The sequence below is a fragment of the Exiguobacterium sp. ZOR0005 genome (genome assembly GCF_000798975.1).
In the GTDB taxonomy this organism is placed as follows: Bacteria; Bacillota; Bacilli; order Exiguobacteriales; family Exiguobacteriaceae; genus Exiguobacterium; species Exiguobacterium aurantiacum.
On record NZ_JTLB01000019.1, the window covers coordinates 59,166 to 84,335 of the forward strand.

31 protein-coding genes are annotated in these 25,170 nt (G+C 52.8%); all 31 read left to right on the forward strand.

The genetic code is table 11. The features are described from left to right. Positions 1-3: 3 nt before the first annotated feature. The 31 genes from L971_RS08245 (at position 4) to rseP (ending at position 25,152) form a co-directional block, all read left to right on the forward strand. Entirely contained in the window at positions 4-552 is a 549-nt protein-coding gene (locus L971_RS08245) for a MotE family protein (protein WP_024370106.1), read from the forward strand. A 19-nt stretch (positions 553-571) separates the two neighbouring features. Beyond that, positions 572-1,606 carry a flagellar hook-length control protein FliK gene (locus tag L971_RS08250; RefSeq protein WP_047375351.1) on the forward strand — a complete coding sequence of 345 codons (1,035 nt, stop codon included), beginning with the start codon at positions 572-574 and terminating at the stop codon, positions 1,604-1,606. Next, positions 1,578-2,012: a flagellar hook capping FlgD N-terminal domain-containing protein gene (locus L971_RS08255; protein WP_024370108.1), complete on the forward strand. Its 435-nt coding sequence runs from the start codon at positions 1,578-1,580 to the stop codon at positions 2,010-2,012. The genes L971_RS08250 and L971_RS08255 overlap by 29 nt, the downstream gene beginning before the upstream one ends. 11 nt (positions 2,013-2,023) lie before the next feature. Beyond that, the gene (flgG, locus tag L971_RS08260) at positions 2,024-2,815 is read left to right on the forward strand and encodes a flagellar basal body rod protein FlgG (protein ID WP_024370109.1); all 792 of its coding nucleotides are present in this window, start codon (positions 2,024-2,026) and stop codon (positions 2,813-2,815) included. Next, positions 2,815-3,033, forward strand: a complete 219-nt coding sequence (locus tag L971_RS08265; RefSeq protein WP_024370110.1) for a flagellar FlbD family protein — start codon at positions 2,815-2,817, stop codon at positions 3,031-3,033. The genes flgG and L971_RS08265 overlap by 1 nt, the downstream gene beginning before the upstream one ends. Beyond that, positions 3,026-3,475, forward strand: a complete 450-nt coding sequence (locus L971_RS08270; RefSeq protein WP_024370111.1) for a flagellar basal body-associated FliL family protein — start codon at positions 3,026-3,028, stop codon at positions 3,473-3,475. The genes L971_RS08265 and L971_RS08270 overlap by 8 nt, the downstream gene beginning before the upstream one ends. A gap of 9 nt (positions 3,476-3,484) precedes the next feature. Next, the gene (gene fliM, locus L971_RS08275; RefSeq protein WP_029335388.1) at positions 3,485-4,474 is read left to right on the forward strand and encodes a flagellar motor switch protein FliM; all 990 of its coding nucleotides are present in this window, start codon (positions 3,485-3,487) and stop codon (positions 4,472-4,474) included. Next, complete coding sequence (gene fliY / locus L971_RS08280) at positions 4,471-5,577, forward strand: flagellar motor switch phosphatase FliY (RefSeq protein WP_024370113.1); 1,107 nt, start codon at positions 4,471-4,473, stop codon at positions 5,575-5,577. The genes fliM and fliY overlap by 4 nt, the downstream gene beginning before the upstream one ends. A 12-nt stretch (positions 5,578-5,589) precedes the next feature. Continuing rightward, on the forward strand, positions 5,590-5,955 hold the full coding sequence (locus L971_RS08285) for a response regulator (protein ID WP_047375354.1): 366 nt from the start codon (positions 5,590-5,592) through the stop codon (positions 5,953-5,955). Next, positions 5,952-6,449, forward strand: a complete 498-nt coding sequence (locus tag L971_RS08290) for a flagellar biosynthetic protein FliO (protein ID WP_024370115.1) — start codon at positions 5,952-5,954, stop codon at positions 6,447-6,449. Before L971_RS08285 ends, L971_RS08290 begins: the two co-directional genes overlap by 4 nt. Continuing rightward, positions 6,446-7,111 (forward strand): flagellar type III secretion system pore protein FliP, encoded by a 666-nt coding sequence (gene fliP, locus L971_RS08295; protein ID WP_024370116.1) that lies wholly within the window; start codon positions 6,446-6,448, stop codon positions 7,109-7,111. The genes L971_RS08290 and fliP overlap by 4 nt, the downstream gene beginning before the upstream one ends. Before the next feature lie 11 nt (positions 7,112-7,122). Continuing rightward, a complete protein-coding gene (gene fliQ, locus L971_RS08300; RefSeq protein ID WP_024370117.1) occupies positions 7,123-7,395 on the forward strand; it encodes a flagellar biosynthesis protein FliQ in 273 nt (90 codons plus the stop codon). Then, positions 7,392-8,162 carry a flagellar biosynthetic protein FliR gene (gene fliR, locus L971_RS08305; protein ID WP_024370118.1) on the forward strand — a complete coding sequence of 257 codons (771 nt, stop codon included), beginning with the start codon at positions 7,392-7,394 and terminating at the stop codon, positions 8,160-8,162. Before fliQ ends, fliR begins: the two co-directional genes overlap by 4 nt. Continuing rightward, entirely contained in the window at positions 8,159-9,250 is a 1,092-nt protein-coding gene (gene flhB, locus L971_RS08310; RefSeq protein ID WP_024370119.1) for a flagellar biosynthesis protein FlhB, read from the forward strand. Before fliR ends, flhB begins: the two co-directional genes overlap by 4 nt. A 58-nt stretch (positions 9,251-9,308) precedes the next feature. Beyond that, positions 9,309-11,282 (forward strand): flagellar biosynthesis protein FlhA, encoded by a 1,974-nt coding sequence (gene flhA, locus L971_RS08315; protein WP_231557582.1) that lies wholly within the window; start codon positions 9,309-9,311, stop codon positions 11,280-11,282. After that, positions 11,283-12,350 (forward strand): flagellar biosynthesis protein FlhF, encoded by a 1,068-nt coding sequence (locus tag L971_RS08320; protein WP_047375355.1) that lies wholly within the window; start codon positions 11,283-11,285, stop codon positions 12,348-12,350. After that, positions 12,329-13,168 (forward strand): MinD/ParA family protein, encoded by an 840-nt coding sequence (locus tag L971_RS08325; protein ID WP_029335376.1) that lies wholly within the window; start codon positions 12,329-12,331, stop codon positions 13,166-13,168. The genes L971_RS08320 and L971_RS08325 overlap by 22 nt, the downstream gene beginning before the upstream one ends. Positions 13,169-13,187: 19 nt before the next feature. Further along, complete coding sequence (locus L971_RS08330) at positions 13,188-15,164, forward strand: chemotaxis protein CheA (protein ID WP_024370123.1); 1,977 nt, start codon at positions 13,188-13,190, stop codon at positions 15,162-15,164. A gap of 12 nt (positions 15,165-15,176) precedes the next feature. Next, entirely contained in the window at positions 15,177-15,608 is a 432-nt protein-coding gene (locus tag L971_RS08335) for a chemotaxis protein CheW (protein WP_024370124.1), read from the forward strand. Next, positions 15,598-16,197: a chemotaxis protein CheC gene (locus tag L971_RS08340; RefSeq protein WP_047375357.1), complete on the forward strand. Its 600-nt coding sequence runs from the start codon at positions 15,598-15,600 to the stop codon at positions 16,195-16,197. The genes L971_RS08335 and L971_RS08340 overlap by 11 nt, the downstream gene beginning before the upstream one ends. After that, entirely contained in the window at positions 16,190-16,675 is a 486-nt protein-coding gene (locus tag L971_RS08345) for a chemotaxis protein CheD (RefSeq protein ID WP_047375359.1), read from the forward strand. Before L971_RS08340 ends, L971_RS08345 begins: the two co-directional genes overlap by 8 nt. A gap of 12 nt (positions 16,676-16,687) precedes the next feature. After that, positions 16,688-17,458 (forward strand): FliA/WhiG family RNA polymerase sigma factor, encoded by a 771-nt coding sequence (locus tag L971_RS08350; protein ID WP_029335375.1) that lies wholly within the window; start codon positions 16,688-16,690, stop codon positions 17,456-17,458. Between the two features lie 12 nt (positions 17,459-17,470). After that, positions 17,471-17,830: a hypothetical protein gene (locus L971_RS08355; protein ID WP_024370128.1), complete on the forward strand. Its 360-nt coding sequence runs from the start codon at positions 17,471-17,473 to the stop codon at positions 17,828-17,830. Positions 17,831-17,981: 151 nt separating this feature from the next. After that, positions 17,982-18,722, forward strand: a complete 741-nt coding sequence (rpsB, locus tag L971_RS08360; RefSeq protein WP_021067146.1) for a 30S ribosomal protein S2 — start codon at positions 17,982-17,984, stop codon at positions 18,720-18,722. Between the two features lie 116 nt (positions 18,723-18,838). Then, positions 18,839-19,720: a translation elongation factor Ts gene (gene tsf / locus L971_RS08365; RefSeq protein ID WP_024370129.1), complete on the forward strand. Its 882-nt coding sequence runs from the start codon at positions 18,839-18,841 to the stop codon at positions 19,718-19,720. Positions 19,721-19,826: 106 nt separating this feature from the next. Beyond that, positions 19,827-20,552, forward strand: a complete 726-nt coding sequence (pyrH, locus tag L971_RS08370; RefSeq protein WP_024370130.1) for a UMP kinase — start codon at positions 19,827-19,829, stop codon at positions 20,550-20,552. Next, positions 20,549-21,109 (forward strand): ribosome recycling factor, encoded by a 561-nt coding sequence (gene frr / locus L971_RS08375; protein ID WP_024370131.1) that lies wholly within the window; start codon positions 20,549-20,551, stop codon positions 21,107-21,109. The genes pyrH and frr overlap by 4 nt, the downstream gene beginning before the upstream one ends. A gap of 83 nt (positions 21,110-21,192) precedes the next feature. Further along, positions 21,193-21,933 carry an isoprenyl transferase gene (locus L971_RS08380; RefSeq protein ID WP_024370132.1) on the forward strand — a complete coding sequence of 247 codons (741 nt, stop codon included), beginning with the start codon at positions 21,193-21,195 and terminating at the stop codon, positions 21,931-21,933. Further along, the gene (locus L971_RS08385; RefSeq protein ID WP_047375365.1) at positions 21,930-22,727 is read left to right on the forward strand and encodes a phosphatidate cytidylyltransferase; all 798 of its coding nucleotides are present in this window, start codon (positions 21,930-21,932) and stop codon (positions 22,725-22,727) included. The genes L971_RS08380 and L971_RS08385 overlap by 4 nt, the downstream gene beginning before the upstream one ends. Positions 22,728-22,739: 12 nt before the next feature. Beyond that, positions 22,740-23,885: a 1-deoxy-D-xylulose-5-phosphate reductoisomerase gene (gene dxr / locus L971_RS08390; RefSeq protein WP_047375368.1), complete on the forward strand. Its 1,146-nt coding sequence runs from the start codon at positions 22,740-22,742 to the stop codon at positions 23,883-23,885. A gap of 16 nt (positions 23,886-23,901) precedes the next feature. Beyond that, positions 23,902-25,152, forward strand: a complete 1,251-nt coding sequence (gene rseP / locus L971_RS08395) for an RIP metalloprotease RseP (RefSeq protein ID WP_047375369.1) — start codon at positions 23,902-23,904, stop codon at positions 25,150-25,152. Positions 25,153-25,170 lie beyond the last annotated feature (18 nt).

The following is a 25,170-nucleotide window of genomic DNA, read 5'->3' on the forward strand; positions in this document are numbered from 1 at the left end:
CTGATGGAAAAAGAGAACAATAAGCGCGGGGTGCAGTTGTTAGTCGCTCTTGTCCTCGTCCCGGCGATTTTCCTACTCGTCGGAGGCATCGTCGTCATGAACTACGCGATGGACCGTCCGCTCATGTCGGTACCGTTCCTCGAAATCAAAGAAGAGCGCCCGGTCGAGAAGAACGTCAACGTGACGGGGATCGATTCGGACGCGTCGAATCGCTTGAAAGTCGCGAACGCTGAAATCGAGAAACTTCGCGGCGAGAACGTCGAGCTGACGAATGAGGTGAAGGCGCGCCAAGAGGAAGTGTCCCGTCTCATCAAAGAGCGAGACCGTCTGTTGACCGAATTGAGCGCCGCGGCCGCAACGGAAGAGACGACCTCGGACGTGTCACGTGTGTATGAAGAAATGTCGGCCAAACAGGCGGCGGCCATCATGAACGAGCTTGAAAGCCCGCAAGTGGCCAACCTGTTAAAACAACTGTCGCCAAAGCAACAAGCCGACATATTAGGGCGGATGGATGCGCAACGGGCAGCCGTTGTCACCCAGTTGCTCCAGTAGACGTGAGGAGGACACGACCATGAATATCGCCTTGCTCGCCCAAGCGGTTCAAGGAACGACGCAAAAAGGCGGGGAAGCAACGGCTTCCCCGACCGGTCAATTTTTACAGTTGCTGTCTTCGATGCTCGGAACGTTCATCGAGACGCCTGAAGCGGAAATGGAGCCCGCTGAGCCGAAACAAACGATTGCGCTCGACCAATTGTCAAACGAACTTGAACAGTGGCTTCAAAAGCCTGAGAGCCTCGAATGGTTGAAAGTGTTACCGCAAGATGCGTATCGTCAGTTCATGGATGCTTATACCGGTTTGTTGTCCCAAGCTGGCACAGCTGTCGTCACGGACGAACTTGCCGTGCAGGCACAAGCCCAAGCACCACTCGTGACAAATACGCTCGTCCCGGTACCGACGTTGAAAGAACGCGACGTAAAAGCCGAGGCGGACAAAGGGGCGCTCGAAGCGAACGTCCGTGTCATTCAACAAATCGTGACGCAGTTTAACGGCACGTTAGGACAGACCCCTAAAACAGTACCCGCTCCAAAACAAGTTGAAACATCGTGGACGTCGATCGTGAAAGAGACGATCGAGTTGGTCCCGAAAGGAACAACTTGGACAAAACCGCAAATCGATGTGGACACAATCATGTACGCTTCAAAAAGCTCGCTTCCGGAAAATTTGAAGGCCCGGATTGAGGCGGCGCTTCATCGGGCCCCGTTCCAAAGCGGGGCGGATGGGTCGAAAGTATTCACCGTCCGGCTTTATCCGGAACAACTAGGAGAACTTGTCGTGAAGCTCGAACGGACGAACGGTGAACTCGTCGTGAAGTTGTTCGCGAGCAACCAAGATGCGAAGCAACTGCTCCAATCGCAACTTCAGCAGTTGCATCAAACACTCCAACCGCTCTCGCCGAACGTTCGGGTCGAACTGAACTTGACGCAACAGGCACTCGATGCGAAAGCATCGACGTTCTCAGGGGAACAGTCAGAAGCAGAGCAAGAGCAGCAGGAACAATCGAAAGGAGAGTCAGAAGATGACGACCATCCAACCGAAGACGAATGATTTCTCGTTGCCCGATCAATCAGCCCCAAAAGCAACGAATCAATACGACAAAAACATGTTCTTGAAATTGCTGCTCGCGCAGCTCGCGAACCAAGACCCGATGTCGCCGATGGAAGACCGAGAGTTTATCGCCCAGATGGCACAGTTCTCTTCACTCGAGCAGATGCAGACGATTTCGAAGCAGCTCGATTCGGTGCTCGTCGACCGTCATATGTCATCTATCTCCGAGTTCAGCAACATGATCGGCAAGACGATCGACTATAAGACCGAGACGGCCACCGAGACGATCAGAGGATCGGCTCGTGTCATCTCAATTTCGAGAACGGACGAGGCCGGTTATATGGCAGACCTTGAAGACGGCACGTCCGTCAGCGTATACGACATCACGTCCATCAAACAAGCATAGGAGGAATTACCATGTTAAGAGCAATGTACTCAGGAATCAGTGGACTTAAGAACTTCCAGTCCAAGCTTGACGTCATCGGGAACAACATCGCCAACGTTAACACGTTCGGCTACAAAAAAGGTCGTGTCACGTTCAAGGACCTCGTCAGCCAACAAGTCGGCAGTGCCACCGCCGCCAACGCGGTCAGCGGTGGGGTCAACCCGAAAGAAGTCGGACTCGGGGGCACGATGGCGACCGTCGATAACGTCTACAACCAAGGTGCGATGCAAAATACAGGTCGCGCCCTCGACGTCGGGATTTCAGGCGAAGGGTTCTTCGCACTCAACGTGAACGGACAAACGCAATATACACGTGCCGGTAACTTCTATACGGACAACGCCGGCGACATCGTCAACGGCGACGGTTCCTACTTGCTCAGCACGACCGGACAAAAAATCACCATCCCGCCTGGGGCGAAATCACTATCGATTGGGAAAGACGGTCAAGTGAGTTACGTCAACGACGCCGGTGCGTCGACGACGGTCGGCCAAATTCAAGTCGTCACGTTCGCCAACAACGCTGGTCTTTCAAAAGTCGGAGCGAATAACTTCATCCAATCACAAAACTCAGGCAACCCAAACCCAGGTATTCCGGGGCAACAAGGTCGAGGTGAGCTCGTCTCCGGCGCGCTCGAGATGTCGAACGTCGACTTGTCTGAAGAGTTCACCGAAATGATCGTCGCGCAACGCGGATTCCAAGCGAACACCCGTATCATCACGACATCGGACGAGATTTTACAAGAACTCGTCAACTTGAAACGCTGATGATTCGCGTCACGGGCCTACGCGGTGATGCGTTCGTGTTGAACGCCTTGTTCATTGAGACGGTCAAGGCGGAGCCGGACACGATTATCCACTTGTTTAACGGCAAGACGTATATCGTCAAAGAAACGAAGCAAGACGTCATCGACCGGACGACGGCATTTTACCGTACGATCGGTCTGGTTGGAACGATAGTCACAAGAGGTGAAGAAGATGAGTGAAGAAAAACAAAAAGGCGGCGCCATGAAGATGGTGCTCATCCTGCTCGTCGTCCTGCTCGTCATGGGGGGAGCCGGGTTTATGACTTATAAATATTTGTTCGGCGACAACGTGACGGCCAAGACGAAACCGGTCACGGCCGTAGAGTTGGCCGAACGGAGCTTCACGACGGATGACATGACGACGAACATTCAAGATGAACGTTTCATCAACGTCCAGTTCACGGTCGTCACAGACTCTGCCGAGACGAGAGAAGACCTTGAGCTACGGAAGTTCCAAGTGCACAACGTCATCCTTGGTGATTTGGCCGGAATGACGAAAGCACAGCTCACAACGAAAGAAGATATGCAAAAGTTTGAACAGTCGCTGCGCGAACAATTGAACGGCCTGCTTGAAAAAGGTGAGGTTCAGCGCGTCTACATGACGAAGAAAATCATACAGTGAGGTGGCATCATGGGAGAAGTACTGTCTCAACAAGAAATTGATGCCCTGTTATCAGCGCTAAGCAGCGGAGACGTCGAGGCGGATTCGTTTTTGGCCCAAGAAGAAGAACGGAAAGTCCGGCAATACGATTTCAAACGGGCCGTCCGTTTCTCGAAAGACCAGATCCGCAGCCTCACCCGCATCCATGAGCATTTCACACGGATGTTGACGACATTTTTCTCGGCGCAACTCCGTACGTACGTCCAGTTCACCGTCAATTCGGTCGAACAGCTGCCGTATGACGAGTTCATTCATTCCATCCCGAGCATGACGATGATCAATTTGATCGAAGCACCGCCACTTAACGGTCGTTTCATCATCGAAGTCAACCCGAACATCTCTTACGCGATGCTCGATCGTCTGCTCGGCGGACCGGGAGTGGAAATCGAGAAAGTCGACAGTTTCACCGAAATCGAGATGCGGATTTTGACACAACTATACAAACGTGCGTTTTCCTCGTACGGAGACGCCTGGGAGTCGATCGCGGAAGTGAAGTCCGAGATGACGGCCGTCGAAGTGAATCCCCAGTTTCTTCAGCTTGTGTCACCGAACGAGACGGTCGTTCTCGTTTCGATCGGGGTGACGATTGGTGAAGTGAGCGGGACGATTAACGTCTGCCTGCCGTTCGTCACGATCGAACCGGTCCTCTCGAAGCTGTCGAGTCATTATTGGATGCAAGAGGCGAACCGGCGCAACGCGACCGGAAGCAGTAAAGAACCGCTCAAAGCTCAATTGATGAATTCGTCGGTCGAGGTCGTCTCATTACTCGGCGAGACGACAATCACATTCGGAGACTTGTTGCATTTAGAAGTGGGTGACTGCTTGACGCTCGATCAGTTAGTGAAAGAACCGCTGTCGGTCATGATAGGGGAAAATAAAGTGTTTAGAGGGCAAGTCGGTGTGAGCGGGAAACGGATGGCGGTCCAAGTATTACACCGGGTGAAGGAGGAAGAGCAATGAGTGAGATGTTGTCACAAGATGAAATCGACGCGTTATTACGAGGGACGAGCGACAACTCGGCACCGCAAGAAGTAGCACAAGAAGAACATTTAGACTCGATGGAAAGCGACGCGCTCGGCGAAATCGGGAATATCTCGTTCGGAAACTCGGCGACGGCGTTATCGACACTGTTGCAACAGAAAGTCGAGATCACGACGCCGGTCGTCAGTGAAGTGAAAATCGAGGCGTTACGCGAGCGTTATCCGACGCCGCACGTCGCGCTTCGTGTCGGTTACACCGAAGGGTTGAAAGGAGAGAACGTGCTCGTGTTGACGCGAGAAGACGCAGCCATCATCTCCGACTTGATGCTCGGTGGGACCGGTATCGGCGTCGATGCGGAAGGACTTGACGAGATCCGTCTTTCAGCCGTCCAAGAGGCGATGAACCAAATGATGGGGGCGGCAGCGACGTCGTTGTCGACCGTCTTCTCGAAAAAAATCGATATCTCACCGCCGCTCGTCGAAGTGTTCGACGCGACAAAAACGCAGACGATCATCGATCGGCTCGAACTGTGGGAGACGATGGTGCTCATCGAGTTCAACTTGAAAGTCGGGACGTTGATCGACTCAAAAATCGTTCAAATCGCCCCAATCGAATTCGGAAAGCAACTCGTCAACGAACTGATGGCGGCCACGTCGCCTCAGCCGGCGCCTGTCGCACCGAAACAACCGGAACCGACAAAACAACCAGAACCGGCCAGACCGGTCGCTACGGCACCGCGTCCGGAGACGAAAGCAACGCCTGAAGTGGCGGTTAGCCAAGCGGAATTCATGCCGCTCCACGCCCCGAGTTCTTATGACCCGGTGCCGGCAAACTTAGGCTTGCTCTACGATGTCCCGCTCAACGTGACGGTCGAACTCGGCCGGACGAAACGGTCGGTACGAGAAGTACTCGAATTGTCGCAAGGGTCGATCATCGAACTAGATAAGTTGGCAGGGGAACCTGTCGATATATATGTGAACCAACAACGCATTGCCCGCGGCGAAGTCGTCGTCATCGAAGAAAACTTCGGGGTGCGCGTGACAGAAATCATTCAACCGCACGAGCGGATTGGAATCGTTTAAGGAGGAAGAACAATGAGTGCAAAAATTTTAGTGGTAGACGATGCGGCGTTCATGCGCATGATGATCAAAGATATTTTAACGAAGAATGGGTTTGAAGTCGTCGGTGAGGCGGAGAACGGTGTAGACGCGGTCGCGAAGTATCGCGAATTGACGCCTGACCTCGTCACGCTTGATATCACGATGCCTGAGATGGACGGACTTGCGGCACTCAAAGAGATTCGCGGTTTCGATTCGAACGCGAAAGTGATCATGTGTTCGGCGATGGGCCAGCAAGCGATGGTCATCGATGTGATTCAAGCTGGAGCGAAAGATTTCATCGTGAAGCCGTTCAACGCGGAACGTGTCATCGAAGCAGTCTCTAAAACGGTCGCACAATGAACAAGTGGTGGTTGATTATCCTTCTCGTGGTCGGTCTGTATGGGCCGGCCACGGTTGAGGCCGCCACCGTCGAGAAGCAGTTCGAGCAACAGCAAGAGCAGACAGAGACCCCGAAAACGGAGTCGACTACCGTTTCGACGATTGGCACGCTAGTGAAGGTTATTCTCAGCCTCGTCGTCGTTATCGGTGGTTTTCTCGTCTTGATGCGCTGGTTGAGCGCTCGGACGCAAGGGGTGAAGACGGCCCAACATATGAAACATTTAGGCGGTGTACCGCTCGGGAAAGATCGTTCGGTCCAACTCGTCAAACTCGGCGACCAAGTGTATGTGCTCGGTGTCGGGGAATCGATTCAATTGATTGATCGTGTCGAGTCAGACACGCTTGATGAGGAAGTGACTGAAAATTTACCGGTGACCGGTTCGAACGGCTCCGCATTTTTAGATACGTTTAAACAACAGTTGTCCCAGATTGAACAAGCGAGGAAGAATCAATGACGACGATTGAACAATTGATCAACTTAGAAACACCGGACAGTACGTCGACGTCGATCAAGTTGCTCGTCGTGTTGACGCTGCTCACGCTCGCTCCGTCGTTCTTGATTTTGATGACGTGCTTCACGCGTGTCGTCGTCGTGTTGTCATTCATACGCCCGGCACTCGGGACGCAACAAACGCCGCCGAACCAGCTCATTATCGGCCTCGCGCTGTTCATCACATTGTTCGTCATGTCACCGGTATTGTCCGACTTGAATGAGAAGGCACTCACGCCTTACATGGACGACCAGATCAGTCAAGACGAGGCGTTCGAAGAGGCGAGCAATACGATGAAACGATTCATGGCAAAATATACGCGGCAAGAAGACTTGCAACTGTTCATCAAGTACGGCAACTATGAGCAACCGGAGTCGATTGAAGACGTGCCGCTCCTCGCAATGGTGCCAGCTTACGCCATCAGCGAACTGAAGACGGCGTTTCAAATCGGGTTCATGATTTTCTTGCCGTTTTTGATCATCGATATGGTCGTGGCGAGTGTGCTCATGTCGATGGGGATGATGATGCTCCCGCCGGTCATGATTGCCTTACCGTTCAAACTGTTGTTGTTCGTATTAGTGGATGGGTGGCATTTGATCGTGGAGTCACTGCTTAGAAGTATGTAGGAGGAACGATTATGACGCAGGAAATGGTCATTTATTTGGCGACAGAGAGTGTGTGGACATTGCTCAAGATTGCGATGCCGCTACTGCTCATCTCCCTCGTCGTCGGTCTCGTCATTTCGATATTACAGGCGACGACACAAATTCAAGAGCAGACGCTCTCTTTCGTCCCAAAGATCGTTTCGGTCTTTATCGGGCTCGTCGTCTTCGGTCCTTGGATGTTGCAACAAATCGAGGGGTTCACCCGGATGATCTTTGAACTGATGGTTGAGGTTGCCTCGAAATGAATGCGGTCGACTTCATCAGTCTTTACGGTTTGACGTTCGCGCGGCTTTCCGGTTTTTTCGTCAGCGTGCCGCTCTTCTCGTCACGCCAGTTACCGGTCATGCACCGCGTCGCGTTCAGCGCGTTACTCGCTTATTATGCGATGTTCACGGTGACGGAACCGATTCAAATGAGCGAGGCGTTCATCGTGCAAGTATTGTATGAAGTGCTCATCGGGCTATTGCTCGGCATTTTGATCAATATTTTGTTCTTCGCCCCGCAAATCGCCGGCGGTGTCATCGACCTTCAGTTAGGTTTGGCGATGGCTTCGGCGTACGACCCGATGTTTGGCGGACAATCTCCGCTCATTGGACGGTTTTACTATATTTTCACGCTGTTCATCATGCTGTCGACGAATATGCATTTACTGCTCATCGACGGGATTTATTATAGTTTTCAAATTTATCCACCCGGTCAACCGATGATCAATTTCACCGAAGCGTCACTCATGATGGCGGTAAAAGTCGTCACGATGACGATGCTCGTCGCGTTACAGCTCGCCCTGCCGATGATGGCGTCGTTACTGCTCGTCGACTTGGCGCTAGGGTTTTTAGCAAAATCGGCGCCACAGTTCAACATCTTCGCGATCGGTTTTTCATTCAAACTCATCGCCGGGTTCTCGGTCATGGTCGTCATGATGGGTCTGACGTTGAATGGCATCAGCCAGTTCATCCCATTGTTGCAAGACGTGTTGCGTGATTTTATGACGCTGTTAGGAGACGTTTCATGAAGCCTCTATATCCTTTATCGGTCGATCTTCAGTTTTTTGCAGGAGAAAAAACAGAAAAAGCGACCCCGCGAAAACGCCAAGACTCACGGAAGAAGGGCCAAGTCGCCAAATCAGCCGACTTGACCGGTGCGTTTGCCTTGTTCGCCATGTTTCTCATGCTCTCTTTTCTCGGCCCGTACATCGGGAAACAACTGTTCACGTTGACGAAAGATTTGCTCGGACCGAATTATTTATTGACCGACTTGTCAAACGGCATGGCCGGTATGCTCGTCGATTTGTTGTTCCGAGTTGGGCTTATTCTGGCCCCATTCTTCATCGTTGCGGTCGTGTTCGGCGTCTTGGTCAACTACTTTCAGATTGGACCGCTCTTCTCGACGGAGGCGATTCAGCCGAAACTCGAACGAATCGACCCACTCAAAGGGGTCAAACGGATTGTCAGCATGAAAGCGGTCGTCGAATTTTTAAAGTCCTTATTCAAATTATTGATGATCCTGACGACCGCCGTCACCGTCCTTTGGCAAAACCAAGACAAGCTGTCCCGTATGGCTGTCGAACACGTCCGGGAATCGATCGTCGCGCTCGCGAGCATCACGATCGAGCTCGGACTTTGGGTGAGCGTTGCTTTGCTCGCACTCGCACTGTTCGACTTTTTCTATCAACGGTTTGACTTTGAAAAATCGATTCGGATGTCCAAGCAAGACATTAAAGATGAGTATAAGAACAGTGAAGGTGACCCGCTCATCAAGTCGAAAATCAAGCAACAACAGCGGGAGATGGCGATGCGCCGGATGATGCAAGAGATTCCAAACGCCGACGTCGTCATCACGAACCCGACCCATTTTGCCGTCGTCATCCGGTACGACGACCAAAAAGACTTCGCACCGCTCGTCGTCGCCAAAGGAGTCGACCGCGTCGCGTTCCACATTCGCGATGTGGCAAAAGAACACAAAATCCCGATTGTCGAGAACAAACCGCTCGCCCGCGCCTTGTATGCGCAAATGGAGATCGGGGAAGTCGTCGACGAGTCATTTTATCAAGCGATCGCCGAAGTACTCGCGTTCGTCTACCAACTGAAACAACCGTCTTGAGGAGGAGTATGTGTTGGCTGTAAAAGCTAAAGATTTCGCGGTATTGATTGGCGTTCTCATGATCGTCGTCATGCTCGTCATCCCGTTACCGGGATTCATGTTAGATTTTCTGATCATTGTCAATATATTGATTGCCCTGCTCATCTTGCTCGTGGCCATGAACGCGCGGGAAGCGCTCGATTTCTCGGTCTTCCCGTCGCTCTTACTGATCGTGACGTTGTTCCGACTTGGATTGAACGTATCGACGACCCGCTCGATTTTATCGAACGGCTACGGCGGAGAAGTCATCGCCACGTTCGGTAACTTCGTCGTCGGGGGGAACGTGCTCGTCGGATTCGTCGTCTTCCTCATCCTCGTCATCATCCAATTCGTCGTCATCACAAAAGGTGCAGAACGGGTCTCGGAAGTATCGGCCCGCTTCACGCTCGATGCGATGCCAGGGAAACAGATGGCGATCGATGCCGATTTGAACTCGGGTCTGATCGATGACAAGCAAGCTCAAATCCGTCGCAAAAAGATTCAAAGTGAGGCCGACTTTTACGGGTCGATGGACGGGGCCTCGAAGTTCGTCAAAGGAGATGCCATCGCCGGTATCATCATCGTCGTCATCAACTTGATCTTCGGGATCATCATCGGGAGTGTCCAAATGGGACTCCCGGTCGGACAGGCGTTTCAAACGTTCTCGCTCATGACGATCGGGGACGGCCTCGTCGGACAGATCCCGGCGCTCCTCATCTCGACGGCGACCGGTATTATCGTCACCCGTGCCGTCTCGGACGGCAATCTAGGCGAAGACGTCGTCGACCAGCTCGGACAGAATCCGACGTTGCTTTACATCGCAGGGTCAATCGTCATTATGCTCGGTATCATTTCACCGAGCCTACTTCCGGTGACACTCCTCATCGCCGGTGTCGCTTTTTACGGTGCGTATGCGATGCGGCGGAATATAAAACGGGCCATCGAACAACCTTTGCCCGACGAAGAACCGGCCGCACCGACGGAGACGGTCGTCTCGCTCCTACAAATCGATGCGATCGAGTTCGAGTTCGGATACGGATTGATCCCGCTTGCCGATGAGTCGCAAGGCGGTGACTTGCTCGATCGCGTCGTCATGATTCGTCGTCAGCTCGCGCTTGAACTCGGTTTCATCTTGCCGACGGTCCGAATCCGTGACCATTTGCAACTGTCGCCGAACGCGTATCGGATTAAAGTGAAAGGCAACGTCGTCGCCGAAGGGGAACTGTTACTCGATCACTACTTGGCGATGAGCCCAGGAATCGAAGACCCCGAAGTGTACGGCATCGAGACGACCGAACCAGCATTCGGTCTCCCGGCGTTATGGATTGATGAAGAGACGCGTGCTCGTGCCGAGATGAGCGGGTACACGGTCGTCGACCCGCCGTCAGTCGTGGCGACACACTTGACGGAGACGCTCAAGAAACATGCTGCCGATCTGCTCGGTCGGGAAGAGACGAAACAACTTGTCGAACATTTGAAAGAGACGCACCCGGTACTCGTCGAAGACGTCACGCCGGCCGTCTTATCCATCGGGGACATTCAAAAAGTGCTCCGCCATCTATTGAAAGAGCACGTCTCGATCCGCAATTTGCCGCTCTTGTTTGAGACGATGGCCGACTACGGCAAAGTGACGAAAGATGCCGAGATTCTTGGGGAATACTGTCGTCAAGGACTGTCCCGTCAACTGACGGACCAAGTCAGCCCACCGGACGGACCGTTGTACGTCGTCACGCTCGGAGGACAGACGGAACAACTCATTCAAGACGCTGTCCAGAAAACAGAGTTCGGGAATTATTTGGCGCTTGATCCCGATCAAGCGCGCGAGATCATCGAACGTTCGGGCGAACAGCTATCGATGTTCGAACGCTACGGCGCCTCGGCCGTCATCCTCTGTTCTCCGACGATTCGTTTATTCGTCAGACAACTGCTCGAGCGTTACTATCCGGACGTACCGGTGCTCGCCTATAACGAACTGCTCAGTTCGGTCGAAGTGAAAAGTATTGGGGTGATTTAAATGCAAATCAAAAAGTTTACCGGCAAGACGATGAGCGAGGCGATGGCGAAAGTGAAGCAAGAACTCGGCGATGAGGCCGTCATCTTGAACTCCCGTCAAGTGAAGACGGGATGGTTCGGGTTGTTCGCTTCGAAACAAGTCGAAGTCATCGCCGCGCTTGAAAAAGCGCCGCTCCACACGAAGCCGCGGACGGAAGCAATCCCGGTGAAACGTCCGACCGCGCCAGAGGCACGAAAGCAGAAGCCGGCCCCTGACGTAGCACCGGTATTATCTGTCCCCCGGCGTTTACCGCTGGGAATGGAGCACATCGAGACGTTGCTTTCAACGGAATCGTTTCAAGGGACGGCATGGGAAGAACAGCTCAATGAACTGTTTTACACGACGAAGTCGATCGAGGCCGTCGAACAGTTCGTTCACGACCAGATTGAACGGGCCTTCCCGCCAGTCCCGGATACGCTACGCTACGTCATGCTCGTCGGGCCGACCGGTGTCGGCAAGACGACGACGCTCGCGAAACTGGCCGCTCATTATAAGCTCGATGAAGGCAAGACGGTCGGATTGATCACGACCGACACGTATCGAATCGCCGCCATCGAGCAGCTCAAGACGTACGCCGAGATTTTGAACATCCCGGTCGAAGTGGCGTACGACTTCGATGACTTCAAACGGGCGAAGCAACTGTTCGCAAGGAAAGACATCGTCTTGATCGATACCGCCGGGCGCAATTTCCGCGACGAGGCGTACGTCGAACAGTTCCACCAGCATCACGACTTTTCAGAGACGAACTTGTCGCTCGTCCTCAGTTTGACATCCAAGTTGAAAGATATGGAGATGATTTATAGCCAGTTCGAGCAATTGCCGCTCGGGTCCCTCATCTTTACGAAAGCGGATGAGACGAGCGACATCCATGCCATGTATAAACTCGTCCATGACAGCGGTCTTCCGGTCGCCTGGTTGACGGACGGACAGGAAGTGCCGGACGACCTCGTCGAAGGCACACCCGAACGATTGACACGGAAGATGCTTCAGAAAGAAGGGTGGCCGCGATGGACCAAGCAAGGCGTCTAAGGGCAAAAACGGATAGCGCACCGACGACCATCGCCTTCGCTAGCGGCAAAGGCGGGGTCGGGAAGACGAACGTCTGTGTCAACACAGCGATCGGGCTCGTCGAACTCGGTAAACGCGTCTTGATCGTCGACCTCGACCTTGGCATGGCGAACGTACACATCCTCTTGAACGCGTCACGTTCAAGAACGATGGTCGATTCTGTGAAAGCTCGGATTCCGCTCGTCTCCTCTGTTCAGAAAGACGTCCATGGTGTCGATATATTACATGGGGGAAGCGGACTCGATGCGTTAGTCCAATTCTCAGACAGCGACATGCAATTTTTAATGCGCGAACTTGAAGTGTTGACCGACTATGACTATGTCTTGTTTGACATGGGAGCGGGGGCGACCGACACGTCACTTCAGTTCATCGCCGGATGCGATGAGATGTTCTTGATTTTGACGCCGGAGCCAACTTCGCTCATGGACGGTTACGCGTATACGAAACTCGTCCATCAGCAATATCCTGATTTACCGCTCGGGGTCATCGTCAATCGTGCCCAGTCCGGGGACGAGGCGCTTCAATGTTTTGAACGAATGGAAGTCGCATGTAAGCAATTTTTAAATAAATCGATTCGATTCCTCGGCTTTCTACCCGATGACCCGTCTGTCAGAAAAGCGGTCATCGCCCAAGTCCCGTTTTATGAATTCGACCGGAAAAGTGATATCAGCTGGCGACTCGAGCGTGTATTGACGACGCTCACCGGGACGCCACCTAGGCCGCGTCACTTCATGGATCGCTTAGTCGGGAACTTACGACGCCAGTGGAACCGAGTCTAACGACAGGGAGGCAATATAGATGGACGTGAACGAATACTTAGGGTTGTTTTTAGATGAGGCACAAGAGCATATCCAGTCGGTCAACACGCAGTTGTTGAAGCTCGAACAGACGGGAAGTTTTGAGGCGGTCCAAGAGATTTTCCGCTCGGCGCATACACTTAAAGGGATGTCGGCGACGATGGGCTATGAACATGTCGCCAACTTGACGCACGAGATGGAGAGCGCGCTCGACCTCGTTCGAGGCGGAAAGAAAGAAAGCAACCAACTGTTGCTCGATACGATGTTCTCGGCGATGGAGCAGATTGAAGAGATGATCGCCGACATCGAGAGCGGCGGCAGAGGGTCGAACGTCGACGTCGGTGCGACGGTGAAGGCGTTCCAATCGTTCATCGGTCATGAAGAGTCCGCAGCCATCGAGGAGGTCTCGCCGTTCACTGTCGACTTATATACCGACTCGGTCGTCGAGCAAGCGAAACAGACCGGTTTCGAGGCGTTCCAGCTAAACGTCAAACTGTCGGACGCGGTCGTTTTGAAAGCGGCCCGTGCCTACATGGTGTTCGATCGCTTGCAAGAGCTCGGCGAAGTCGTCCGGACGGTGCCGGATACAGAAGCGATTGAACAAGAACAGTTTGAGCTCTCGTTCGATGTGTTGTTCTTGTCGCAAGAGTCGGCCGAAGTGATCGAGCATGCCGTGTCGCAAGTGTCAGAAGTCGAACGGGTGCAAGTGACGGTGTTCACGAGCGCACACGAGAGCGTACCGGAAGTCGCGGCGAGCGTTGAAGCAGTCGCTGTGCCCGAAGTGAAGCCACAACCGTCCGCGCAAGAAGTCGAAGAAGTGAAAGACCAACCCGTCGCCCAAGCGAAGACGATTCGGGTCAACCTAGAACGGATCGACCGGCTCATGAACTTGTTCGAAGAGTTCATCATCGACCGTGGACGCCTCGAGCGTCTCGCCGATGAAGTCGGTCAGCCTGAGTTGAATGAGACGGTCGAGAAGATCAAACGAGGGACGAACGAGTTGCAATCGCTCGTCTTGACACTTCGGATGATGCCGATCGAGCAAGTGTTCAACCGGTTCCCGCGCATGGTGCGCTCGGTCGCGAAAGACATCCATAAGAAAGTCCAACTCGATATCACAGGTGCCGAAACCGAGCTCGACCGGACCGTCATCGATGAGATTGGCGACCCGCTCGTCCACTTGATCCGTAACGCCATCGACCACGGGATCGAGTTGCCTGAAGTTCGTGAACAAGCCGGGAAAGACAAACAAGGAAAATTGTCACTGCGCGCCTATCACGGCGGCAACCGCGTCTTCATCGAAATCGAGGACGACGGTGCCGGCATTAACGTCGATAAAGTCCGGGCCAAAGCGCTCGAACGCGGTGTCCTCACAGCCGACGAGGCGGCGGCGATGTCGGACAACGAACTGGCGATGCTCATCTTCGCACCTGGGTTTTCAACGGCGGACGTCGTCACAGACTTGTCGGGCCGCGGTGTCGGACTGGACGTCGTCAAAAACAAAATCGAATCGCTCGGTGGGGTCGTCTCGCTTGAGACCGTCGTCGGTCAAGGGACGAAGTTCCAAGTCAGCCTCCCGCTCACGCTGTCGATCATCTCGGCGATGCTCGTGTTAGCTGGCGATGAAACGTATGCCATCCCGCTCTCCTCGATCCTCGAGACGACGCTGCTCGATGAAGCCGATATTTTGACGGCGCACCGTGAACGCGTCTTCGATTTCCGGGGACAACTCGTGCCGCTCGTCTATTTGAAAGAGATGTTCGGCATCGACGCCGAGACGAAATCACAATTCCCTGTCGTCGTCGTACGCAAAGGGAACAAACTTGTCGGTGTCGTCGTGAACGACTTGATCGGCCAGCAAGAAATTGTCATGAAACCGCTCGGGTCATATTTAGAAGGTATTCCGGCGATCTCGGGCGCAACGATTCTTGGAGACGGGCGTGTCGCCTTGATCGTCGACAGCAACGATCTCTTTTAAGGAGGAAGAATGATGGAACAAAAATGGGTAGTCTTCTCACTCGCAGACAACACGTACGGCATCGACGTCCAATCGGTCCGTTCGATTGAGCGTCTGCAACCGGTGACCCGGGTCCCGAACGCCCCGGCACATGTGAAAGGTGTCATCAACTTACGCGGGGTCGTCACCCCGGTGATCGATCTTCGCCTCCGTCTCGGCTACGAGGAAATCGAAGCGACAGACGAGACGCGCATTCTCATCGCCTCTTTGAATCAAGGAGACGCCGGGTTTATCGTCGATCGAGCGAACGAAGTCGTCGAAAGCGACGACGTGCGCATCGAGCCGATCCCGGAATCGAGTCAGGATATGTTGTCGGCGCATTTGACGGCGATCGCGAAAGGGGAAGACAAGTTGTTCTCACTCCTCGACGCCAACGCCTTGTTCGAGGACCAGCATGCTGAGTGAGTTTGAACAAGATTTGTTGAAAGAGCTCGGCAACATCGGGTCGGGTCACGCCGCCACGGCGTTGTCGACACTCTTGGCAAAACCGGTCAACATCACCGTCTCGTCTGCCGAGATGGAACCGATCACTTACTTGCCGGAACGTGTCGGCGGTCCCGAGCGGCACGTCGCGTCCGTCTTGCTCGAACTCGGAGGAGACATTAGTGGCATGATCCTCATCTTGTTCCCGGTCGACGATGCCGAGACGATGGTCACATCATTGATTGGGACGCCGTTCACGTTCGCCACGGCGGACGAACTCGGCCAGTCGGCCTGGGAAGAGATCGGAAACATTATGAGCGGGGCGTATGCCCGTGCCTTGAGCGATTGGCTCATGACGCCGATCATGATTCAAGTACCGGCGACAGCGATCGACATGGCCGGGTCAATCGTCGAATTCGTCGTCACTTCGGTCCAACCGGAAGAAGATGCGGCGCTTTATATCGATACGACATTCTTAATAGACGACAAAGTGAGTGCCGGCCATGTGTTGTTCCTACCGACGCACGGCTCACTTAAACAAATCGAACGGCGGTTGCTCGGCCATGGTTGAAGTGCTCAAAATCGGCATCGCCGAATGGAAGCAGACGTCGGCACCGAACCGCCTTCGCACGGCCGGTCTCGGCTCATGTGTCGGGGTGATCCTGTTTGACGTCCGCACCCAAGTGGCGGCGATGGCCCACGTCATGTTGCCAGATTCGAATATCGCCCGCAAACATCAGACGATCGAGGTAGGTAAGTACGCCGATACGGCGATCGACGCGCTCGTGAAATCATTAAATCAGGCCGGGGCGAACCGGTTGCAGGCGAAAATGGCCGGAGGCGCCCAAATGTTTCAATTCAAGTATGAGAACGAGGCGATGCGAATCGGTGAACGAAACGCCGAGGCGATTCGAAAAGCGTTGAAAGCGCACCGGATCCCGCTTGTCGCTGAAGATTGCGGCGGCCATAACGGCCGCACAATCGAATTTGATGTGGCGACGTCCGTCTTATCGATTCGGACTGTCAGTGTAGGAACAAAAGAAATTTAAGGGGGGATCGACATGACGACTCAGCTTACTCAGTTGTGGGATCGTTGGAACAGTGACCGTGATATGGATACGGCGAACGAACTATTATCTCATTATGAATTTCTCATCCATTATCACGTACAACGAATGATCGTGACGCTCCCGAAAAGCGTCGAACGCGACGAATTGAAGAGTTTGGGTTACATGGGATTGTACGATGCCCTCATGAAATATGATCCAGAACACAACAATAAGTTTGATACGTATGCGGCGTTTCGGATCCGCGGGGCGATCATCGATGGACTTCGGAAAATCGACTGGTTGCCGCGTTCGGTCCGGGAGCGGGTCAAAAAAATCGACCAAATCGCCGAACAGCTCGAGCAGTCGTTGCACCGCGCACCGACGAAAGAAGAACTGGCCGCTGCCTGCGCGTTGCCGGTTTCAGAAATTGAGAAAGCGATGGCGGAAGGATATTTCGCTAACATGTTGTCGATAGATGAGGCGGTGACGTTACAAGAAGAAGGAAAAGTCATGTCTGTCACGTATTTTGACCCGGATTCAGAGAAACCGGAAGAGACGCTGTTGCAACGTGAGCTCATCGATGTGTTGACGACCGAAATCGAACATCTGTCCGAAAAAGAGCGGCTCGTCGTCTCACTCTTTTATTTTGACGAGTTGACGTTGACCGAGATCGGTGAGGTGCTCGACTTGTCGACGTCACGCATCTCGCAAATCCATTCAAAAGCGTTGAAGACACTCAAAGCAGCGCTCGGACGCTCTTATTTAGAAGAAAAGACATCGTGAGGAGGGGAACAGATGACAATCGTATTACTCATCGTGGCTATCGTCGTCACTTACGCTCTCCTCATCGTGTTTAAGCAGCTGCAGACGTTGAAGGAACGGGTGGAACGGCTCGAGGTCGAGAAGCGTGAAACCGAGGCGCTGTTGTTGTCGTTCATGGAATCGATGAACGATGTCGTCAAACAAGACGTTGTGGTTGAATCGACGTCGCGTGAACCGGATTCACTTCCCGTTCAGCGAGTGGAAGAGGATCAACCATCGGACCAACAACTCGTCGAAGAGACGTTACTCCGGCACTCTGTGCGCGACGCGGCCCGTCTTCTTGGAAAAGGAGAAGGCGAGATGGCGTTATATGCAAAATTTCGGGGCAAGTGAGAGTTGCCGGATTCGGTGACATATGCTATAGTAATTCTCGGTGTTAAACACATCACACACGTCTCGGGATGGTATTCCTCGGTGCCGAAAGGTCGGAATACAAAGATGAACGAGGCGGAGGACTTTTTAAACCACAAGGAGGAAATTTATCATGGCAGTAATTTCAATGAAACAATTGCTCGAAGCAGGTGTCCACTTCGGTCACCAAACACGCCGTTGGAACCCAAAAATGGCGAAATACATCTTCACGGAGCGTAACGGGATCTACATCATCGACCTTCAAAAGACGGTCAAAAAAGTAGACGAAGCTTACAACTTCGTTCGTGAACTCGCGGCAGAAGGCGGAAACGTCCTCTTCGTAGGTACGAAAAAACAAGCTCAAGACACGATCAAAGAAGAAGCACTCCGTTCAGGTATGTACTTCATCAACGAGCGTTGGTTGGGTGGAACACTCACAAACTTCTCAACAATCAAAAAGCGTATCAACCGCTTGAAGCAACTTGAGAAAATGGAAGCAGACGGCACGTTCGAAGTACTTCCTAAGAAAGAAGTCATCATCTTGAAAAAAGAAATGACACGTCTTGAGAAGTTCCTCGGCGGAATCAAAGATATGCCAGGCGTTCCAGATGCACTCTTCATCGTTGACCCACGCAAAGAGCGTATCGCGATTGCAGAAGCTCACAAATTGAACATCCCAATCGTTGCGATTGTCGATACAAACTGTGACCCAGACGAGATCGACTACGTCATCCCAGCGAACGACGATGCGATTCGTGCGGTTAAATTGCTCACTTCGAAGATGGCAGATGCGATCATCGAAGCGAAACAAGGCGAAGAAGAAGTTGCTGAAGAAGCTGTAGCACCTGAAGCAGAAGCTACAGAAGCTGAGTAATCAGTTAGACAACAGGTGATAAAGGGAAAGCCTTTTATCACCTTTTTTTAGGACATGCATATGAAGGCATCGTGCCTTCTTCTAAAAATTTGTAGTGTTACAAGGAGGAATTTCCGATGGCAGTTACAGCAGCAATGGTAAAAGAACTTCGTGAAAAAACAGGCGCAGGTATGCTCGATTGCAAAAAAGCACTCACTGAGACAAACGGTGACATGCAAGCGGCAGTCGACTTCCTTCGTGAAAAAGGGATCGCAAAAGCAGCAGCTAAAGGCGATCGCATCGCAGCAGAAGGTTTGACGGCAGTAGCGGTTGACGGCAACAAAGCTACACTCGTCGAAGTGAACTCAGAAACAGACTTCGTTGCGAAAAACGAGAAGTTCCAAACGCTCGTTTCAGACGTTGCGAACGCAGTCCTCGCTTCAGGCGCAGCGACAGTGGAAGAAGCACTCGCTTCTGAATTCGTAGCAGGTAAGACGCTCGAGACACACATTCAAGAAGAAGCATCGACAATCGGAGAGAAAATCTCACTTCGTCGTATCGCAGTCCTTGAAAAAGCGGACAACGCTGTGTTCGGCACATACCTCCACATGGGCGGACGCATCGGTTCGGTCGTCATCATCGACGGCACGACAGACGAGACAGTTGCGAAAGACGTTGCGATGCACGTAGCAGCAGCACGTCCACTTTACGCGACACGCGACGAAGTTTCTGCTGAAGAAGCTGACCGCGAGAAGAAAGTCTTGACTGAACAAGCACTCAACGAAGGCAAGCCAGCGAACATCGTCGAGAAGATGATTGCAGGACGCATGAACAAGTACTTCGAGGAAATCTGCCTCGTTGACCAAACATTCGTCAAAGACGCTGACTTCAAAGTTGGGAAATATGTAGAGTCTAAAGGCGGCCGTGTCAACTCGTTCGTACGTTTCGAAGTCGGCGAAGGCATGGAAAAACGCGAAGAAAACTTTGCTGAAGAAGTTATGAACCAACTTAAAAAATAATCTGCGTCACACGTGATGCATTCAAAATTGGGAACACGTCTGTATAACCTTGAGTTAGTTCGTTAAGGGAGCGTGTTCCCTTTTTTCAAGCAAGAGGAGGCAAAGTATGGAACCGAAATATAAGAGAATTGTGTTAAAATTGAGTGGAGAAGCGCTCGCAGGTGATCAAGGGTACGGCATCGATCCATCGATCGTCAACTCGATTTCTGGACAAATTAAAGAACTCGTGGAAATGGGTGTAGAAGTCGCCGTCGTCGTTGGCGCCGGCAACATCTGGCGCGGGAAAACCGGTAGCGAACTCGGTATGGACCGGGCGAACGCCGATTATATGGGCATGCTCGCGACAGTCCTTAACTCACTCGCGCTTCAAGACAGCCTTGAATCACACGACGTCCAAACACGCGTCCAAACTTCGATTGAAATGCGCCAAGTCGCGGAACCGTACATCCGTCGTCGTGCGATGCGTCACCTTGAAAAAGGACGTGTCGTCATCTTCGCGGCCGGAACGGGCAACCCGTATTTCTCGACAGACACGACAGCGGCACTTCGGGCAGCCGAAATTGAAGCTGACGTCATCTTGATGGGGAAAAACAACGTGGACGGCGTCTATTCTGCCGACCCGAAACACGACCCGGAAGCGGTGAAGTACGAGACGCTCACGTACTTGGACGTACTCAAAGACGGTCTCCAAGTCATGGACTCGACGGCGACATCACTCTGTATGGACAATCACATTCCACTAATTGTATTCTCATTGCTTGAAGAAGGAAACATTAAACGTGTCGTACTCGGGGAACATATCGGGACGGTAGTAGGAGGAATCAATTCATGAGTGTAAATGAAGTGTTGAAAACTGCTGAAGAAAAAATGGAGAAAGCCCATGCCGCGCTTAAACGCGACTTCGGGACGCTTCGCACAGGTCGCGCGAGCGCATCGATTTTGGATCCGGTCCAAGTCGATTACTATGGTGTGCCGACGCCACTCAACCAAGTGGCGAACATCAACACACCAGAAGCGCGCCTTCTCTTGATTCAACCGTGGGACAAATCACTCGTCTCGGAAGTTGAGAAAGCGATTCAAAAAGCGGACCTCGGTTTGTCACCATCGTCTGACGGTACGGTCATCCGTCTCGCCATCCCAGCTTTAACGGAAGAGCGCCGCAAAGAACTCGTTAAAATCACGAAGAAGTATGCGGAAGAAGCGAAAGTAGCGGTCCGTAACGTCCGCCGTGACGCCAACGAGAACTTGAAGAAGCTCGAAAAAGACGGTGATTTGACGGAAGACGATCTTCGCGGCTATGCGGACGACGTCCAAACGTTAACGGATTCTTACATCAAAAAGATTGATGAATCTGCAGCGGTCAAAGAAAAAGAAATCATGGAAGTGTAATCACGGAAGTGGTATACCAAAAAGCTGTGTGGGGACCCTTTTATTGAGAGGGTCCCTCTTTCATACAATCAGGAGGATAGAGTATGTTTAAATGGATGAATCCGACCACGAAGACCGAGGCGGAATTGAGCATCCCTGAACACGTCGCCATCATCATGGACGGCAACGGCCGTTGGGCGAAGAAACGTGGGCTCCCGCGCATCATGGGTCACCGGGAAGGGATGAAATCGGTCCGGGAATCAGTCCGGACGGCTCAAGAACTCGGGATCAAGTCGTTGACACTTTACGCGTTCTCGACAGAGAATTGGACCCGTCCAGAAGAAGAAGTCAACTTCTTGATGAAGTTGCCGAAGCAGTTTTTGGAGACGGACTTAAAAGAGCTCGATGAGCAAAATGTCCGTGTCCTAGTCGCAGGAGACGTGACGAGATTGCCCCGGGGCACACGTGAGGCGGTCGACGAGGCCCGGACCCGGACGGCGACGAACACAGGGCTAGACCTCGTCTTCGCCTTGAACTACGGTGGCCGTGACGAACTCGTTCAAGCGATGCGGCTGATCGCCGAAGATGTGGCGGCTGGACGAATCCAGCCTGAACAGATCGATGATGTGATGATCGGGGAACGGCTCATGACGAATATGCAAGACGTGGACTTGATCATTCGTACGAGCGGTGAACAGCGCCTGTCGAACTTCTTACTATGGCAAGGGGCATATGCCGAGCTACACTTTACAGACGTGTTGTGGCCAGAGTTCAAGCGTGATCACTTCATGGAAGCAATTGAAGCGTACAATATGCGGACGCGCCGGTTTGGTGGTGTGACATGAAAACAAGAATCATAACCGGTCTTTGGGCCGGAGCGATTTTCGTGACGTTGATTGCCCTTGGCGGCAGTCCGTTCGTCATCTTGATGGGTGTGCTCGCCTTGATTGGGTTGAGCGAGTTCACGTTGATGAGGAAGCACAAGTTGACCGCGTTCCCGTTTCTCGTGACCGCGCTTCTCGTCGCGTTCCCGTTCGTGATGATGCTGCTCGAACGTCAAATGGACATGAGCGACTTGCCGATGTCGGTCAACCAATGGATGATTTTAGGTTTAACGTTGCTGCTTTTTTGGACGGTCGTCACGAAAAACCGTTTCACATATGAAGACGCCAGCTTTTACTTCGTCTCGGCTGTGTACCTCGTCATCGGCTTCTCAAGTTTTGCCCTCGTCCGTCTCTCAGAAGACGGGCTTAGTAAAGTACTCCTCGTGCTCTTTATCATTTGGGCGACCGACTCCGGTGCCTACTTCACTGGAAAAGCGATCGGGAAGACGAAACTCTGGCCGTCGATCAGTCCGAACAAGACGATCGAAGGAGCGGTCGGTGGTATCGTGTCGGCCATCATCACTGGTCTGGTGTTTATTTTAGTCGATCCAATCTTACCGTTTATAGAAGTCGTCATCCTCGCCATCGTCGTCGCGGTCGTCGGCCAGCTCGGAGATTTGGTACAATCGGCATATAAACGTCATTATGGTGTGAAAGACTCGGGTCATTTATTGCCTGGCCACGGTGGGATTTTGGACCGGTTCGACAGTATGATCGCGGTGTTCACGGTCATTTGGATTTTCAATTTGTTATAAAGGAGTGTCAAGATGAAGCGAATCAGCTTACTCGGGGCGACTGGCTCGATCGGCGTACAGACGTGCGACGTGATCGAGCAGCACCCCGACTTGTTTGAACTTGAGGCATATGCGTTCGGAACGAATATCGAGGTAGCCGAAGAATGGATCAACCGCCTTCGTCCGAAATACGTGTCGGCCAAAAATATCGAAGTGCTCGAACAACTCAAACCACGCCTTACATACGAACCACTCTTTTTCATCGGACTGGAAGGGTTGATCGAATGTGCGACGGCGGAACGGGCTGATGTGGTCGTCACCGCAGTCGTCGGAGCGGTCGGACTTGAACCGACGCTCGCTGCGATCAAAGCCGGCAAAGATATCGCGCTCGCGAACAAAGAGACGCTCGTGACGGCAGGGCATCTCGTCATGGCCGCCGTCAAAGAGTACGGTGTCAACTTGCTTCCGGTCGATAGTGAACATTCGGCCATCTATCAATGCCTGAACGGGGAACGCCGCGAAGATGTCGCGAAGATCATCTTGACGGCATCAGGCGGTAGCTTCCGCGACCAAACGCGGGAAGAATTGGTTGATGTGACCGTCGAGCAGGCGCTCAATCACCCAAACTGGTCGATGGGGGCAAAGATCACGATCGACTCGGCGACGATGTTCAATAAAGGACTCGAAGTCATCGAGGCGCACTGGTTGTTCGATATCGATTATAATGATATTGAAGTGGTGCTCCATCGCGAGTCAATCATTCATTCGATGGTCGAGTTTAAAGACGCTGCCGTCATGGCACAACTCGGCAACCCGGATATGCGCGGACCGATCCTTTATGCGTTGTCTGCACCGAAACGGCTTGAAATCGAAGGGAACAAGCGGTTAAACTTGAGAGAAATCGGAACGCTCCATTTCGCGGAAGCGGATTTTGTACGCTATCCCGCGCTCCGGCTCGCCTTTGATGCCGGACGTGCCGGCGGTTCGATGCCGACGGTGCTCAACGCGGCGAACGAAGCGGCTGTCGAGCGGTTCTTGAACGGAGAAATCGCGTTTTTAGATATCGAACGGCTCGTCGAAGCAGCGATGGAAGCCCATGCAGTGATTGAAGAACCGACACTTGAGCAAATATTACAAGTCGACAAGGCGGTTCGTGAACAGATTCAGCAAGGAAAGTGAAGGTGGGGAATAGACAATGACGACTTTTATCGCCATCGTTTTGATGTTTGGGGTACTCATTTCAGTCCATGAATGGGGCCACCTCGTCATGGCGAAACGGGCAGGGATTCTCTGTCATGAATTTGCAATCGGCTTCGGGCCGAAAATTCTGTCTTTTAGAAAGAATGAGACGCTCTACACGATTCGGCTTTTGCCGATCGGCGGATACGTCAAAATGGCAGGAGAAGATTTTGAACCGATCGAAGTGAAAGCGGGTCAACACGTTGGTTTGCGTTTGACGAAGACAGGTACGGTCGACCGTGTCTATTTTCAGCCAGACGAGGCGACAGACATTCATGTCGTCGGGACTGTTGATAAATTTGATTCGATTCGTGAGTTGAAAGTGCAACTGCTCGTCGATGAAGAGGTTCGGGTTTACGAGCTCGAACGAGAGACACTCCTTGTCGACCAAGGCATGGAAATTCAAATCGCACCTTACGACCGGACGTTCGGGGCCCAATCGGTGTGGAAACGTGTGCTCGCCATCGCGGCCGGCCCGGCGATGAACTTCGTCCTTGCCTTCATCTTGTTAGTCGTCGTCGGCCTCGTCCAAGGGACACCGACGGATGACGGACAAATCGGGACGGTCCAACCGGAATCAGCTGCGGCTGCGGCCGGGCTCATGGCCGGAGATGAAATTGTTTCAATCGAAGGAAACGAACTCGACAATTGGGCGGAATTACGCTCCGCGCTCGCGGACCGGGCTGACGTGCCGACAGAAGTGACGTACGTCCGTGACGGTACAGAACAGACGGTCACGCTCACGCCGCAACCGCTTGAGCAAAACGGGGAGACGGTCGGGATCTTAGGGGTCACGAACGCGCTTGAACGGTCGCCGACGAAAGCGTTCACGACCGGTGCCGAGACGACGTGGACGATGTCGACGCTCATCTTTTCTGCCGTCGGAGACCTCGTGACGGGTCAAGTTGGTGTCGATCAACTGGCCGGACCGGTCGGGATCGTCCGCATGACGGACGAAGTCGCGGCGAGCGGGCTCATCATGCTCCTCAACTGGACGGCACTCCTTTCCGTCAACTTGGCCATTTTCAACTTATTGCCGCTCCCGGCCCTCGACGGTGGAAGACTGATCTTCCTCATCTTCGAAGCTGTACGCGGCCGGCCGATCGATCCGAAGAAAGAAGGCTTTGTGCATTTCATCGGCTTCGCACTGTTGATGCTGTTGATGCTCATCGTCACGTGGAACGATATCCAATCATTTTTCAAATAGAACGTGTTAGAGAAGGGA